Origin of the sequence: Paracoccus sp. 228, from assembly GCF_000967825.1 — a bacterium.
Lineage (GTDB): Bacteria > Pseudomonadota > Alphaproteobacteria > Rhodobacterales > Rhodobacteraceae > Paracoccus > Paracoccus marcusii.
Genome location: NZ_JYGY01000002.1, coordinates 116,239 through 130,591 on the forward strand (window position 1 = coordinate 116,239; position 14,353 = coordinate 130,591).

Consider the following 14,353-nt stretch of genomic DNA (forward strand, 5'->3'; position numbering starts at 1 on the left):
ACGATGGGACCAATGATGGGCAGGATCGCAGCCATATCGTCCAATCATGGGGCATAAAACGTGACCGACATCCTGGACCCGATCAATCGCCGCATTCTGGCGGAACTGGTGGCCAACGCCCGCATCCCGGTGACCGAACTGGCGCGCAAGGTCGGCCTGTCCAAGACCCCCGTGGCCCTGCGCATCCGCCAGCTGGAGGAGGCGGGGCTGATCACCGGATACCGGGCCATCCTGTCGCCCGTGCGCCTTGGCCTGACCCATGTCACCTATGTCGAGATGCGCCTGTCGGACACCCGCCACAAGGCGCTGGAATCGTTCAACGCCGCCATCCGCCTGATTCCCGAGGTCGAGGAATGCTACATGATCGCGGGGGGGTTCGACTATCTGCTCAAGGTGCGGTCGCGCGACATGGCCGATTACCGTCGCATCATGGCGGAAAAGCTCTCCGCCCTGCCGCATGTCGCCTCTACCTCCAGCTATGTCGCGATGGAGGCGGTGATCGAACAGGGCATCGCCCCGATCTAGCCGAACAGGTCCAGCCGGTGCGGGTTCAGGCGGCGCAGATCCCCCCGGCGCAGCGTGACGCCGTGCCGGTCGAAGAAATCCAGAATCTCGATGGCGACCTTGCGGCCGTTCTGAACGCGGTCACGGAACAGGGGGGCGGTGAACCAGCCGTCCGGCGTCGCGGCCGCCACATCGCGCAGGATGGTTACCATGTCGGCCGTCACGGCGCGCGCAAAGAAATGGTCATGTGCGATCTGGTCGGTGCGGCCCAGCTTCTGCGTCATGCGCAGCACGCGGCGCACCTCCTTTTCGTCCACCCCGAATTCGGTCGCGAAATCGCGCACCCGCGGCGGGCGATAGCGCAGATCGCCCGTCAGGGACGGAAGGATGCGGGCCCACAGCGCCTCGTCCTCGGCCGACAGGCGCACCTCGTGGCCGGGCAGGCGCAGAAAGGCGCCGTCGGGGACGATCCGGCCGGCATCCGCTTCGCCCCGCAGCAGCGCCAGATAGGACTCCTTGGGCAGCCGCGGCGTCAGCGCCAGGCGCAGCCGTTCGCGGCCCATGCCCGGCAGGTCGGGGTTCTCGGCGTGAAAGGCGGACAGCTCGTCGATGATGCCCCGCTGCAGCGCGTCCAGATGCGCGGGCGACAGGGCCAGCCCCGCGACCATCCGTGCCCCGGACAGTGCCGCGGCCGCATCGGCGGGCGACAGGGCGCGGTCGCGCATGAAGACCGCCGAATCGACCGGGCCCACTGCCAGCATCGCCTGCAGCGGATCGGGGGCCTGGGCGGCCTCGATCAGCGCCAGCCGTTCGGGGGTGCGCCGTTTGCGGGCGGGGGGGCGCAGGTCCAGGAAATGCCCGCCGCCGATGGTCCGGCTGGCGGACACGTCGCGCAGGATGAACCGGTCGCCGATGGTCGCGGCGATGGGACGGTCCAGCACGATCTGGACCGGACCGCTGTGACCGGGGGCAATGGGGTCGCCAAGGGGCACGATCCGCGCGCCCAGTTCGGCCGCGTGGCTGTGCAGGCGGGCGGGAAACCACGTGCCGATGGGCTTCGGTTCCGTGTCCAGCACGGTAAGGACGGCGTCGATCCGTTCGGTCGGCGCGTGCAGCGCGGGGGCCAGCACGATGTTGCCCCGATGGATCGCGTCCTTGGCGACGGCCTCTCCCGCCAGGTTCAGGGCGCAGCGTTGCCCGGCAAGGCCGCGGGTCGCCTGCCGGTTCTGCGCATGGATGCCACGGACCCGCGCCGCGATCCCCGACGGGCTGATCGTCACCAGATCGCCGACGGCGACCTGCCCGGACAGCACCGTCCCGGTCACCACCGTCCCTGCGCCCTGCAGGGTGAAGCTGCGATCGACCGCCAGGCGAAAGCTCGCATCGGCGGTGCGATGGGCCACCTGCGCCTCGGCGGCGATCAGGGCGGCGCGCAGGCTGTCCACGCCCTCGCCGGTCAGGGACGACACGGGGATGATCGGCGCATCCGCCAGCCCGCTGTCGGCCAAGGCGTCGCGGATCTGGGCCGTGACTTCGGCGCGGCGGTCGGCATCGGCCAGATCGGCCTTGGTCAGCGCGACCAGGCCCTGCGACAGGCCCAGCAGGTCCAGGATCGCCAGATGCTCTCGCGTCTGCGGCATGATGCCGTCATTGGCGGCCACGACCAGCAGGGCCAGGTCGATCCCGCCCGCGCCCGCCAGCATCGTGTGGATCAGCCGTTCGTGCCCCGGCACGTCGACGAAACCTGTGACGGTGCCGCCGCCAAGATCGGCATAGGCGAATCCCAGGTCGATGGTGATGCCTCGGGCCTTTTCCTCTGCCAGGCGGTCGGCATCGGTGCCGGTCAGCGCCTTGACCAGCGCGGTCTTGCCGTGGTCGATATGCCCCGCGGTTCCGACGATCACGTCAGCGCCTCCAGCAGGTCGCGGTCATCGCCCAGACAGCGCAGGTCCAGGATCAGCGCGCCGTCGCGGATATGGCCGATGACCGGACGCGGTCGGTCGCGCAGCCATGCCGCTAGGCGGTCCGGCGCGTCGCCGCCCGCCCCGCTGATCCGCAGCCCGGCGGACGGAATCGTGTCCGTCGGCAGCGAACCCGATCCGATCTGGCTGGCGCATTCCGTCGGAACGACCCGATGATCGGGCAGCAGCGCCGCGACCTGCGGCGCCAGACGCGCGGCCTGCGCCGCGATGTCGGCATGCGAACGGGACAGCATGCGCAGCACGGGCAGCCGCTGGTCCAGCCGGTCGGGGTCGAGATAGAGGCGCAGCGTCGCCTGCAGCGCGGCGATGCGGATCTTGTCCAGCCGCACGGCGCGCTTCATGGGGTTCTTGTTGATCCGCGCGATCAGGTCGCGCCGGCCCACGATGAACCCCGCCTGCGGCCCGCCCAGCAGCTTGTCGCCCGAAAAGGTAATCAGGTCCGCGCCTTCGGCCACGGCTTCGGCGACGGTGGGTTCGCGGCGCAGGCCCCAACGGGACAGATCGACCAGTGATCCCGCGCCCAGGTCGTTCAGCATCACCACCCCGGCATCGCGCGCGATGGCGGCCAGGTCCGGGGCCGGAACCTCGGCGGTGAACCCCTCGATGCGATAGTTCGATGTGTGGACCTTGAGGATCAGCCCGGTCCGGTCCGTGATCGCGTCGCGATAGTCGCGGGCGTGGGTGCGGTTGGTCGTCCCTACCTCGACCAGCCGGGTACCGGCGCGGGCCATGATGTCGGGCATGCGGAATGCGCCGCCGATCTCGATCAGCTCGCCGCGCGAGACGATGCTGTCACGGTCCTGGCCGAAGGTGTTCAGCGCGATCAGGACGGCGGCCGCATTGTTGTTGACGATGGTCGCGTCCTCGGCCCCGGTCAGTTCGCACAGAAGACCGCGCAGATGGTCGTCACGCTGGCCGCGCCCGCCGGTCGTCAGGTCGAATTCCAGTGCCAGCGGCGCGGCCATCGCGGCGGAGGCGGCGGCGATCGCCTCGTCCGCCAGGATCGCCCGGCCCAGGTTGGTGTGCAGAACGGTGCCGGTCAGGTTCAGGATCGGGCGCAGCTGCGTGACGGCCGCCGCCGCCAGATCGGCGGCCAGCAGGTGCGGCAGGCGTGCGGCCTCGGCCGCGCCGTCGGCCCCGTCGCGGATGGCCGCGCGGGCCGCATCAAGGCGCAGACGCGCGGTCCGGGTCACCGCCTGACGGCCATGAGCGTCGATCAGCGACGGCACCGCCAACAGCACCTGATCGACCGATGGCAGCGCCCGGAACCCCGACATCAATAGCCTGCAAGGAACGGGTTGAACCCGCCGCGATGCTTGTCGGTGTCCTTCATCAGCAGGTCCAGCCCCAGGCTGCCGACGTCGTCGGCGATCGCCTCAAGGCTGGGGTTCTTGTTCTGGTACAAGATCTTGACCCAACTGTCGCAATCGCCACAGACCTCGGCCCGGACGGTCGCCTGGTCGGTCTCGACGCTGCGATAGCTGATCTGCCCGGTCTGGCCGCAGCACAGGCAGGTCAGGCGGACCTCGTTCCATTGGGTCTGGCAGCAGGCGCAGGCGGCATAGCGCACGCCGTCCAATTCGCCGACCCCGATCACGCTGGAGGTCGCGGGCTTGCCGCCGCAGACCGGGCAGACGCCCGTGCGGATCTTGACCAGCTGATCGGCGGGCAGCCCCGCGGCCAGGCGCGACAGATGCAGCTGCACGGCCAAGGACGCGAACAGGTGCGGCGCAATGCTGTCATCGGGAATGCTGTCCGACAGGATGTTCTCCAGCAGCCAGTGACGATCGGCCAAGGGCGCGGCGGTCACGGCGGACAGCGCGATGCGCGCGGGTTCCGGCATGTCCAGCGCCGCCGCATGGGTCAGCACCGCGTCCAGGACGGCATGCAGGTCGGGGTCGGATGCCAGCCGCTGCCGGTCGATCGGCGGCATGCGGTTTTCGCGGGCCAGGCGGATGCGGTCGGCGGGCAGGGGGGCGGGGCGGGGCAGTTCGTCCGCCAGCCGGGCCTGGAGATCCGCAAGCTGACCCAGAAAGGCCAGCCACGGCCCAAGGTTGTCGCTGTGCTGCGCCAGGAAGGCCAGGCGCTTGGCACGGGTCGCGAACAGGCGCATGGGCTTGGGCAGAAACACCAGCGGCGCCGTGGGTACGCCGCCGATGGCCGATGGATCGGGTTGGATAGTGGTGTTCATGTCAGTCTCCGGGCCGAACCGGCCACAGGGGATGCCGGTGATGGTGGCCGGCAGATTACTCTGCCGGGCCCTTGTTGTCGCGGCTGGCGATCTCTCGCAGCCATTTGCGGTGGTGGCGCCAGGCCCATCCGCCGGTGACCGTGCCCCGGGTCATCGCGCGCAGCGTGCCCCGCGTCCAGATCGCGGCATAGACGTGCATGATGAACACCAGGATGATCGCGACCGCGGACAGCGCATGCACCAGAACCGCGATGCGGCGCAGCGGCACACTGACCAGATGGCCGGCCACCTGCTGCCAGATCATCACGCCGGTGACGATCAGCACGATGATCAGGGCGGACATGCCCCAGAAGACGAACTTCTGGCCCGCGTTGTACTTGCCCAGTTCGGGCAAGTTCTCCTCGCGGCCCTTCACCACGTCGCCGATCTGGGCGACCCAGGTCGTGTCCTCGGGCTTGGGCATGTTCAGGCGCCACAGCTGGATGAACATCAGCGCGAAGCTGAGGAACAGCACCACGCCGATGATCGGGTGGATCCAGCGCGTGGTCTGCCCGCCGCCGAACAGCCCCGTCAGGAAGTACAGCGACGGGTCGAACAACGCCAGGCCGGATAGCGCCAGCGCGATCAGGCTGAACGCGGTCACCCAGTGGTTCGCGCGCGTGAACCCGCGATAGCGGCTGACCTCGACCGGCTGGATGCTTTCCAGCCGGTCACCCCGTTCCGAGTAGTACGGACGATGCGCCATCAGACGTGCCCCCCGCCGGTCGGACCGCCGTCGGGATCTTCGCCCTTTACCAGCTTGTCGGCGGCCTCGATGTCATGCTCCTCGACCTCGTTGCCGCGGGCGAACAGACCGTGCAGCGTGGCGCCCACCGCGGCCAGACCGATGGCCACCAGGCCCGCGGTCTTGGTCACGCCCTTCCAGCCCTCGACCACCGGAGAGATCCGGGGGTTTTCGGGCAGGTCGTTGTAGATCCCGGGCTTGTCCGCGTGATGCAGCACATACATCACGTGGGTGCCGCCCACGCCGGCCGGATCGTACAGGCCCGCGTTTTCATAGCCGCGCGATTTCAGGTCCTCAATCCGGGTCTCGGCATGCGCCTGCATGTCGGCCTTGGTGCCGAAGACGATGGCCTGAGTGGGGCAGGCCTTGGCACAGGCGGGACCTTGGCCCACGGCCACGCGGTCCGAACACAAGGTGCACTTGTAGCTCTTGTGGTCGGTCTGGCTGATGCGCGGGATGTCGAAGGGACAGCCGGTGACGCAATAACCGCAGCCGATGCAATTGTCGTGGATGAAATCCACGATACCGTTGGAGTACTGCACGATGGCGCCCGGCGCCGGGCAGGCCTTGAGGCAGCCCGGATCCTCGCAATGCATGCAGCCGTCCTTGCGGATCAGCCATTCCAGGTCGTTGGTCGCCGGGTTCTCCCATTCCGCGAAACGCATCAGGGTGAACATGTCGGGGGTCAGGTCATGGGGGTTCTCATAGACCCCCACGTTCTCTCCCACCGCCGGGGTCGTGTCGTTCCATTCTACGCAGGCGGACTGGCAGGCCTTGCAGCCGATGCACTTGGACACATCGATCAGCTTGGCCAGCTTTTCCAGCTGGCGGTCCGGTTGCGGCACGTTCCGCGTGGCCGAGATGCGCACGACGTCGCGCGCATCGAAATAGGCCTCGGTCGGTTGCACGGGCGGGTTGGACGCCGCCGTGGTCGGGCTGTTTGCCATGTCGTTCATGCCACCGGCTCCTCGGTTGCGGGTTCGATGTTGACCAGGAACGCCTTGAATTCGGGCGTGTCCGTGTTCGCATCCCCGATGAACGGCGTCAGGCTGTTCGGCCCCCAGCCCTTCTTGGCGGCCCCCATGAAGCCCCAGTGCAGCGGAATGCCCACCACATGGACGGGCTTTCCGTCACAGATCAGCGGCTGCAGGCGACGGGTGACCACCGCCTTGGCCCAGACCTGTCCGCGCTTGCCGAAGACGCGCACGCGGCTGCCGTTGGTGATGCCGCGCTCCTCGGCCAGCTGGACGCTGATCTCCACGAAGAACTCGGGCTGCAACGCGGCGTTCACCCGGTTGTGCTTGGTCCAGTAGTGGAAATGCTCGGTCAGGCGATAGGAGGTCGCGACGAACGGAAACTCGTCGCTGGTCCCAAGCCGGGCCACGTCGCTTTCGAAGACGCGCGCCACCGGGTTCCCGCGCATCCGCGCGTTGAACACGTTGGCCATCGGGCTTTCAAACGGCTCCATATGCGTCGGGAAGGGCCCGTCGCGCATCATGCCCCGGCTGAACAGGCGCGAGACGCCCTCCTGGTTCATGATGAAGGGTCCGACCGTCGACGGGTCCGCCGTCGGCGCGATGTCGGGCACGTCGTAGCCGCCCCATTTCGCCCCCTCCCACTGGATCAGCGGGCGCGTGGCGTCCCAAGGCTGGCCCGCCATGTCGGCCGAGGCGCGGTTGTACAGCACGCGACGGTTGGCCGGCCAGGCAAAGGCCCAGTTCAGGAACATGCCGGTCTCGTCGGGATCGGAATTGTCCCGCCGCGCCATCATGTTGCCGTCCTCGGTCCAGCTGCCGGCATAGATCCAGCAGCCCGCCATGGTCGTCCCGTCATCGCGCAGCTGTCCGAAGCCGGACACCTGCTGACCGGCCTGCAGAATCTGCGCGCCCGTTGCCGGGTCCGTCACCGGAGCCAGCGCGCGGCCGTTCATCTCGCGGGCCAGTTCCTCGGGCGTGGGCTCTCCCGGATCGGCATAGTCCCAGGACAGGTTCACGATCGGATCGGGGAAGGCGCCGCCTTCGGCCCGATACAGGTTGCGCACCCGCGTCCAGATCTGCGCCATGATCCAGGTGTCGTGCTTGGCCTCGCCCGGCGGCGTCGCGCCCGGCCAGTGCCACTGCAGCCAGCGGCCCGAATTGACCAGCGCGCCCTCGTCCTCGGCAAAGCAGGTCGTGGGCAGTTCCAGAACTTCGGTCTGGATACTGGCCGTGTCGACCTCGTTATGCGCGCCGTGGTTCTCCCAGAAATGCGAAGTCTCGGTGGACAGGGGGTCCATCACGACCAGCATCTTCAGCTTGGACAGACCCGCCGTCACCTTGCCGCGGTCCGGGATGGACAGCATCGGGTTGAAGCCCTGACAGAAGTACAGGTTCACCCGGTCGTTGTTCATCAGTTCGAACATGCGCAGGATGTCATAGGCCGGAACGTCCAGCTTGGGCAGGTATTCATATGCCCAGTCATTCTCGGCCGTAGCGGCATCGCCCCACATCGCCTTGAGGAAGCTGACCATGAACTTGGGATAGTTCTGCCAATAGCTGGTCTGACCCGGCTGCAGCGGCGTGAACTCGCGCGTGGACAGATAGGTCTGCCAGTCGACCTCCTTCTCGGTCGGGATGTTCAGGTATCCCGGGATCAGGTTCGACATCAGGCCGATATCCGTCAGGCCCTGGATGTTGGAGTGACCGCGCAGCGCGTTCATCCCGCCACCGCGGACGCCGATATTGCCCAGGATCAGCTGCAGCATCGCCATGCCGCGGATGTTCTGGGCACCCTTGGAATGCTGGGTCCAGCCAAGCGCGTACATGGACGTCATCGTCCGGTCCACGGCCGAGCATTCGCCGATCATCCCACAGATATCCAGGAACTTGTCACGCGGCGTGCCGGTGATGTTCTCCACGAATTCCGGCGTGTAGACGTCGACATGCTGCTTGAGCATGTTCCAGACGCAGCGCGGGTCCTGCAGCGTGGGATCGGTCAGCGCAAAGCCGTCCTCGCCCATCTGATAGTCCCAGCTCTCCTTGTTGAAGTCGCGCTTTTCCTCGTCATAGCCGGTAAACAGGCCGTCGGACCAGCCGAAGTCCTCGCGCACCAGGAAGGACGCGTTGGTAAAGTTGCGGACATAGTCCCACTGGACCTTGTCGTTCTCGATGCACCAGCGGATCACCCCCATCAGGAAGGCGATGTCGGTGCCCGGACGGATCGGCGCATAGTAGTCCGCGACCGATGCGGTGCGGGTGTAACGCGGGTCGACCACGATCAGCTTGGCGCCGCGATGCGCCTTGGCCTCGGTCACCCACTTGAAGCCGCAGGGATGCGCCTCGGCAGCATTGCCGCCCATGACGATCGCCAGGTCGGTGTTCTTGATGTCAGTCCACGGATTGGTCATCGCTCCACGGCCGAATGTCGGGCCCAAACTGGACACCGTAGGGCCGTGTCAGACGCGTGCCTGGTTGTCGAATCCCACAATCCCCATGGACCGGACCGTCTTGTAGGTCAGCCATGCGGTTTCGTTGGTCGTGGCCGAAGCCGCCAGGAATCCCGTCGTCGTCCAACGGTTGACGGGGGTGCCGTCATCGTTGGTGGCGATGAAGTTCGCGTCCCGATCATCCTTGAGGGCGCGGGCGATCTTGTCCAGCGCCTCCTCCCAGGTGATCTCCTCGAAGCGGTCCGATCCCGGACGGCGCAGGCGGGGCTGCGTCAGGCGCGTAGGCGCATGGACGAAGTCCTTCAGCGCGGCGCCCTTGGGGCACAGCGTTCCGCGGTTCGTCGGGTGATCGGCATCGCCCTCGATATGCATCAGCTCGGCGGTTTCGCCGGCCTTCACGTCCCCGCGCGAATACATGATGATCCCGCAGGCGACCGAGCAATAGGGACAGGTGTTGCGTGTTTCCGTGGTCGTGGCCAGCTTGAACGCGCGCACATGCGCCGCCTCCGCTGCCTCGGCCCCGCCGAAGCCCATGGCTCCAAGCGACGTTGCCGCAACCCCCGCACCCGCTAGCCGTAAAAAGCCGCGACGCGAAAGGTCGATATTCATGGGACCCTCCCTCTGCCTGTCAAATTCGATAGGTACATCCCAATTCTCTGCCGCGGCCCCGGCCAAGTCAAGGCACGAAGCCTTGCGCGCGACCGAACGGACGGTCTAGAACAGGGCATCAAGCCGATGCGCCGGGGGCGTTCGGGCCGCGTGGCTCCGCCGGAAACGGGGGCTTGGCACATCGGCGCGAGACCCCGCGTTCAGCGGGGTCCGCCGATCCCAGCCCTCAAACCCTGACCGGAGCCATCCCATGCCCCTGATGTCACGCCTGCTGGCCACCGTCCTGGCCACCGCCCTGCCGCTTTCCGCCGCGGCCCAGGAAACGCTGTATTTCTCGGCCATTCCCGACGAGGACGAGACCCGCCTGGTCGAACGCTTCACCGCCGTCGCCGACTATCTGTCGGAGGAGCTGGGCGTGCCGGTCGAATTCGTTCCGGTCAAATCCTATCCCGCCGCCGTCACCGCCTTCCGCAACGACCAGGTCCAGCTGGCCTGGTTCGGGGGGCTGTCGGGCGTGCAGGCGCGGCTGCTGGTGGACGGCGCCCGCGCCATCGCGCAGGGCGACGAGGATACCAGTTTCGTCAGCTATTTCATCGCCCATACCGACACCGGCCTGACCGAGTCCGAGACCTTTCCCGAGGCCGCGCGCGGCATGTCCTTCACCTTCGGCGCCAAGACCTCGACCTCGGGGCGCCTGATGCCGGAATACGCGATCCGCGAGAATACCGGCGAGGCGCCGGAGGAGTTCTTCGACCGCGTGGGCTTCTCGGGCGATCACAGCCAGACGCTGCGGCTGGTCGCGTCGGGTGCCTGGCAGGTCGGCGCGCTGAATTATGCCGTTTACGATCAGGCGGTTGCCGATAACGCGCCCGAGGTCGAGACGGCCAAGGTCATCTGGAAGACGCCGCCCTATCCCGACTACAACTGGACCATCCGCGGCGACGTGGACGCCCGGTGGGGCGAGGGTTTCGCCGACGAGGTGCAGGCCGCGCTGGTCGGCATGGACGACCCGGAGCTGCTGGCGGCCTTCCCGCGCAACGCCTTCATCCCCGCCGCGAACGAGGACTATGCCCCCATCGAACAGGTCGCCCGCGATCTGGACCTGCTGGAGTAATCCTTGCAACTGCTGGACGGGGTCGATCTGGGCTATGGCGGCACGCCCGTCCTGGCCGGGGTGCGACTGCATGTCGCGCCGGGCGAACGGGTCGCCCTGCTGGGACGCAGCGGTTCGGGCAAGTCGACGCTCCTCTCCGCCCTGCACGGGGCGGCGGCGGGGCGGGGAATGCGAATCGCGCTGGTCCCGCAGGACGCGGCGCTGGTCCCCCAGCTGTCGGCCCTGCGCAACGTGCTGATGGGGCGGCTGGACGATCACGGTGCCTGGCGCAACCTGCGCACGCTGGTCCGTCCAGCCTCCCCCGACCGCGCCGCCGCCCTGGCCGATCTGGACCGCGTGGGCCTGACACCCCAGGCCGATGCCCGCGTGGAATCCCTGTCGGGCGGGCAGAAGCAGCGCGTGGCCCTGGCCCGCGCCCTGCATCGCGGAGGCGACCTGATCCTGGGGGACGAGCCGCTCTCTGCCGTCGATCCGCGCCAGGCGCAGGAGTTGGCCGCGCTGCTGCGCGCGGCCTTCCCGACGGCGATCCTGGCGCTGCATGACGTGGCCGTCGCGCGGGCCTTTGCCACGCGGGTCATCGGCCTGAAGCAGGGTGAGTTCCTGTTCGACCTGCCGGTGGGCCAACTGGACGCCTCGCGGATCGAGGCCCTCTATGGCTAGCCTGTCGCGCCTCGGCGTGGTGGCGGGGTTCCTGGCCGTGGCCGCCCTGTGCCTACCGCTGGCCGACCTGACGGTGGCGGGCCACGACCCCTGGGCCGCGCTGGCCCGGATGGGCCGCGGCTTTCTGGCGCCCGATTTCGGCGCCATCGAACAGATCGCCCGCGCCGTCGCGCTGACCGTGGCCTTCGCGGTCGCGGGCGTGACCCTGGGGGGCGTGGCGGGGCTGATCCTGGCGCCCTTCTACCGGCTGCGCGCGGTGCGGGGCTTGGCCATCGCCCTTCGCTCGGTCCACGAGCTGTTCTGGGCGCTGCTGCTGCTGCAGGTCTTCGGGATCAGCGTTTGGTCGGGGGTGCTGGCCATCGCGCTGCCCTATGCCGGGATCTTCGCCAAGGTCCTGTCCGAGATCCTGGACGAATCCGACCGCCGCCCCGACCGCTGGCTGGGTCCGTCGGTCGATCCGCTGACGCGGTTCCTCTGGGCGCGCGCGCCACTGGCCTGGCCGCAGATGGCGACCTATGCGCTCTATCGGCTGGAATGCGGGCTGCGGTCCTCGGCGGTGCTGGGCTTCATCGGGCTGCCGACGCTCGGCTTCCAGCTGGACACATTCTTTCGGCAGGGGGAATACGGCGCGGCGGGGGCGGTCATGGTGATCTACATCACGCTGATCGCCACGGTCCGGCTGTGGATGCGGCCCCGGCTGCTGCTGGGCTGGCTGGTCTTCGCCGCGGTGATGCTCTGCACCGTGCGCACGCCGCCGATGGGGCAGGGCGCGCTGTGGCGGTTCCTCGGCCAGGACATCATCCCCGCCCCCCTGCGCCAAGGCGACCCCGCCGCCCTGCTGCCCTGGCTGTGGGAACTGACGAGCACCGCGATCCTGCCCGGCCTGGCCGCGACGCTGATCGTCGCGCAGCTGGCGCTGGTGCTGGCGGGGGCGGTGGCCTTCGTCGCGCAGGCCGCCATCGTGCCGCGCGTCACCGGGCGCGTCGGCGCGGGCCTGGGGCATCTGGTGCTGGTGATCCTGCGGTCGTTCCCGGAATACATGCTGGCCTATCTGTTCCTGCAGGTCTGGGGGCCGTCCATGCTGCCCGCGATCCTGGCACTTGGGCTGCATAACGGGGCGATCATCGGGCATCTTCTGGGCCGTCAGGCGACCGGACTGACCCTGCGCGCGGACGCGCCCCGCGGCCTGACGCTCTGGGGCTGGGAGATCGTGCCGCGCCTGTTCGGTCCGTTCGTGGCGCTGTGCCTCTACCGGTGGGAGATCATCATCCGGGAATCCGCGATCATGGGCGTCCTGGGCATCGCCACCCTGGGGTTCTTTCTCGACGACGCCATCGGAGAGCTGCGCATCGACCGCGCAGTCGTCATCCTGGCCGCGACCGGGCTGGTCACGGTCGGCATCGACGCGCTGTCGCGCGCCATCCGCGCCCGCCTTGGCGCGGGCGATCTGCGGGTCGGGGACGCGCGGCCGGGGATGGTCCCCGGCCAGGCGACCAACTGCTAGGCGGCCATCTGCGGCTGGCGCACCGCGCAGGCAAAGGCCAGGAACTTGCCGTCGTCGTTGGACACCAGATCGCCCATCGGACGGGGCGTCCAGCCAAGCCGCGACGCCATGCGCAGGAAGGCCGGCGGTCCCAGGAACAGGCAGTCGGTGGCACCGACGTCGTGCAGGTATTCGTTCGACGCCTCCAGGATCGCCTCGGCCAGGCCCGGTACGGGCAGGGCGGCAAAGCGCGTCAGTTCCCACGCCTGCGGGTCGACGGGGGGTTCGTCATGGCACAGGTTGGTGGGCATGCCCGGCAGCAAGCCGCGATGCGCGTCGCGGATCATGTAGGAATAGACCACCTTGCCGCCGCCGAACGAACAGTCGGTCCGTTTCAGCCGCGCCCCGCCGATCGCACGACCGTCGCGATGGGCGATCACGTAGACGGTGTCGAAGGTGTCGTACTGCTCGAACTCGATGCCCTCGGCGTGGTGCAGGGGCCATGCCATGCGATCCACGAAGATCTGCTTGCGCAGCTGGAAGAAGCTGGCCACCAGGTCGAACTGGGCCATGTCGCGCGGCAGGCGGATCGTGGCGATCTGCACGTCTGTCTTCGTCTGTGTCATGTCACGCATCCCTATTGCCGATACCCGTCGGGCAGCTTGGCCAGTCCCAGGAACTGGCGACCGCCGGTCACCTTGTTGGGCAGCCACAGGCCCCAGCTGGTGACCTCGACCGCCAGCACGCCTTCATCCGCATAGGCATCGAAATAGGTCAGCATCGTCTCGACCATGTCGCGGCTGAATTCCGCGGTTGCCAATCTCGGCTCTCTGATTCCCTTAACCACCTTTGTCCTCCATAGCTGACAGGTGTTAACGGCTTGCTACCCATGGCCGGGCTTGTCGCGCGAAAAGCGGACAAGCTGCCTTTTCAGTATGTCCGAAAAGGCATATCCTGCAGGTCGTGAAGCAGGAGAGGCGTGATGCTGAACGATCTGATCCCCAATTTCGACGACGAGATCGCCGAAATGCACGCTCTTGCGCCCTCGGGTTGGATCATGGGGTTCAACCTGACCTACAAGGGCCCCGAACATCTGCACAACGCCTATCCGGATGCCTGGCGATCCATCTACGAGGACCGGAACTACTTCTTCGGCGATCCTATCGCGATGTGGACGATGACCCATGACGGCGCCGCCCGCTGGTCCGAGGTGCTCATCCCCGACCTGCGCGGGGTCATGCAGGCGGCACGGCGGTTCCGCCTGAACTATGGCGTGGCGATATCACGCAAGGTGGCAGGCAAGCGGTCATTCCTGACGCTGTCCCACCCCGACCGCGAATTTTCCGATGACGAGATCGCGCGCTGCCGCGCCAAGTTCAACCTGTGGACCGACCTGGTCCTGAACCGCGCCGCCCTGACACCCGCCGAACTGGACGTGCTGCGCTGCTTCCGCGACGGCCTGGGCCAGATCGAGACCGCGACGCAGCTGTCCATCGCCGAATCCACCGTCAAGCAGCGGGCGATCAAGGCCTGCGGCAAGCTGGGTGCGAAAAGCCGCACCCAGGCCGTGGCCATCGCGGTCGCCCGCAACTATCTGTGACC

General features: G+C 67.9%; 13 protein-coding genes. 5 read left to right on the plus strand and 8 right to left on the minus strand.

Going from position 1 to position 14,353, the window contains the following annotated elements:
* Positions 1 to 60 precede the first annotated feature (60 nt).
* Positions 61 to 525, plus strand: coding sequence for an Lrp/AsnC family transcriptional regulator (locus SY26_RS05920; RefSeq protein ID WP_045983443.1), 465 nt, complete (start codon positions 61 to 63; stop codon positions 523 to 525).
* On the opposite strand, the gene selB is transcribed toward SY26_RS05920, so the two are convergent.
* Genes selB through fdnG form a run of 6 tightly spaced genes read right to left on the minus strand, consistent with a single transcriptional unit; the run spans position 522 to position 9,494 of the window.
* Complete coding sequence (selB, locus tag SY26_RS05925; RefSeq protein WP_045999768.1) at positions 522 to 2,408, minus strand: selenocysteine-specific translation elongation factor; 1,887 nt, start codon at positions 2,406 to 2,408, stop codon at positions 522 to 524. The two genes, SY26_RS05920 and selB, sit on opposite strands and share 4 nt — an antisense overlap.
* On the minus strand, positions 2,405 to 3,763 hold the full coding sequence (gene selA, locus SY26_RS05930; RefSeq protein ID WP_045999769.1) for an L-seryl-tRNA(Sec) selenium transferase: 1,359 nt from the start codon (positions 3,761 to 3,763) through the stop codon (positions 2,405 to 2,407). The genes selB and selA overlap by 4 nt, the downstream gene beginning before the upstream one ends.
* Positions 3,763 to 4,677: a formate dehydrogenase accessory protein FdhE gene (gene fdhE / locus SY26_RS05935; protein WP_045999770.1), complete on the minus strand. Its 915-nt coding sequence runs from the start codon at positions 4,675 to 4,677 to the stop codon at positions 3,763 to 3,765. Before fdhE ends, selA begins: the two co-directional genes overlap by 1 nt.
* A gap of 55 nt (positions 4,678 to 4,732) precedes the next feature.
* Positions 4,733 to 5,422: a formate dehydrogenase subunit gamma gene (locus tag SY26_RS05940; RefSeq protein ID WP_045983439.1), complete on the minus strand. Its 690-nt coding sequence runs from the start codon at positions 5,420 to 5,422 to the stop codon at positions 4,733 to 4,735.
* Positions 5,422 to 6,417, minus strand: a complete 996-nt coding sequence (gene fdxH, locus SY26_RS05945) for a formate dehydrogenase subunit beta (protein WP_198143097.1) — start codon at positions 6,415 to 6,417, stop codon at positions 5,422 to 5,424. The genes SY26_RS05940 and fdxH overlap by 1 nt, the downstream gene beginning before the upstream one ends.
* Positions 6,414 to 9,494: a formate dehydrogenase-N subunit alpha gene (fdnG, locus tag SY26_RS05950; RefSeq protein ID WP_084693716.1), complete on the minus strand. Its 3,081-nt coding sequence runs from the start codon at positions 9,492 to 9,494 to the stop codon at positions 6,414 to 6,416. Before fdnG ends, fdxH begins: the two co-directional genes overlap by 4 nt.
* Positions 9,495 to 9,744: 250 nt before the next feature.
* Here fdnG and SY26_RS05960 point away from each other — a divergent pair, with 250 nt between their 5' ends.
* The 3 genes from SY26_RS05960 to SY26_RS05970 are packed head-to-tail and all read left to right on the plus strand — an operon-like array spanning position 9,745 to position 12,772.
* Positions 9,745 to 10,608, plus strand: a complete 864-nt coding sequence (locus tag SY26_RS05960; RefSeq protein WP_157020426.1) for a putative selenate ABC transporter substrate-binding protein — start codon at positions 9,745 to 9,747, stop codon at positions 10,606 to 10,608.
* Between the two features lie 3 nt (positions 10,609 to 10,611).
* Positions 10,612 to 11,268: a phosphonate ABC transporter ATP-binding protein gene (locus SY26_RS05965; RefSeq protein ID WP_045999773.1), complete on the plus strand. Its 657-nt coding sequence runs from the start codon at positions 10,612 to 10,614 to the stop codon at positions 11,266 to 11,268.
* On the plus strand, positions 11,261 to 12,772 hold the full coding sequence (locus tag SY26_RS05970; protein ID WP_045999774.1) for an ABC transporter permease: 1,512 nt from the start codon (positions 11,261 to 11,263) through the stop codon (positions 12,770 to 12,772). Before SY26_RS05965 ends, SY26_RS05970 begins: the two co-directional genes overlap by 8 nt.
* Here the strand turns inward: SY26_RS05970 and SY26_RS19820 are convergent.
* Entirely contained in the window at positions 12,769 to 13,377 is a 609-nt protein-coding gene (locus tag SY26_RS19820; RefSeq protein ID WP_198143098.1) for an acyl-homoserine-lactone synthase, read from the minus strand. The two genes, SY26_RS05970 and SY26_RS19820, sit on opposite strands and share 4 nt — an antisense overlap.
* A gap of 11 nt (positions 13,378 to 13,388) precedes the next feature.
* Positions 13,389 to 13,571: a hypothetical protein gene (locus SY26_RS05980; RefSeq protein ID WP_045983434.1), complete on the minus strand. Its 183-nt coding sequence runs from the start codon at positions 13,569 to 13,571 to the stop codon at positions 13,389 to 13,391.
* 162 nt (positions 13,572 to 13,733) lie between these two features.
* On the opposite strand from SY26_RS05980, the gene SY26_RS19825 reads away from it, so the two are divergent.
* Entirely contained in the window at positions 13,734 to 14,351 is a 618-nt protein-coding gene (locus tag SY26_RS19825; RefSeq protein WP_052715157.1) for a LuxR family transcriptional regulator, read from the plus strand.
* Positions 14,352 to 14,353 lie beyond the last annotated feature (2 nt).

Excerpts from the sequence above, each read along its gene's own strand:
- SY26_RS05970 (WP_045999774.1), top strand. The coding sequence starts at position 11,261 with ATGGCTAGCCTGTCGCGCCTCGGCGTGGTGGCGGGGTTCCTGGCCGTG.
- fdxH (WP_198143097.1), bottom strand. The coding sequence starts at position 6,417 with ATGAACGACATGGCAAACAGCCCGACCACGGCGGCGTCCAACCCGCCC.
- SY26_RS19820 (WP_198143098.1), bottom strand. The coding sequence starts at position 13,377 with ATGACACAGACGAAGACAGACGTGCAGATCGCCACGATCCGCCTGCCG.
- SY26_RS05940 (WP_045983439.1), bottom strand. The coding sequence starts at position 5,422 with ATGGCGCATCGTCCGTACTACTCGGAACGGGGTGACCGGCTGGAAAGC.
- SY26_RS19825 (WP_052715157.1), top strand. The coding sequence starts at position 13,734 with ATGCTGAACGATCTGATCCCCAATTTCGACGACGAGATCGCCGAAATG.
- fdhE (WP_045999770.1), bottom strand. The coding sequence starts at position 4,677 with ATGAACACCACTATCCAACCCGATCCATCGGCCATCGGCGGCGTACCC.
- SY26_RS05960 (WP_157020426.1), top strand. The coding sequence starts at position 9,745 with ATGCCCCTGATGTCACGCCTGCTGGCCACCGTCCTGGCCACCGCCCTG.
- selA (WP_045999769.1), bottom strand. The coding sequence starts at position 3,763 with ATGTCGGGGTTCCGGGCGCTGCCATCGGTCGATCAGGTGCTGTTGGCG.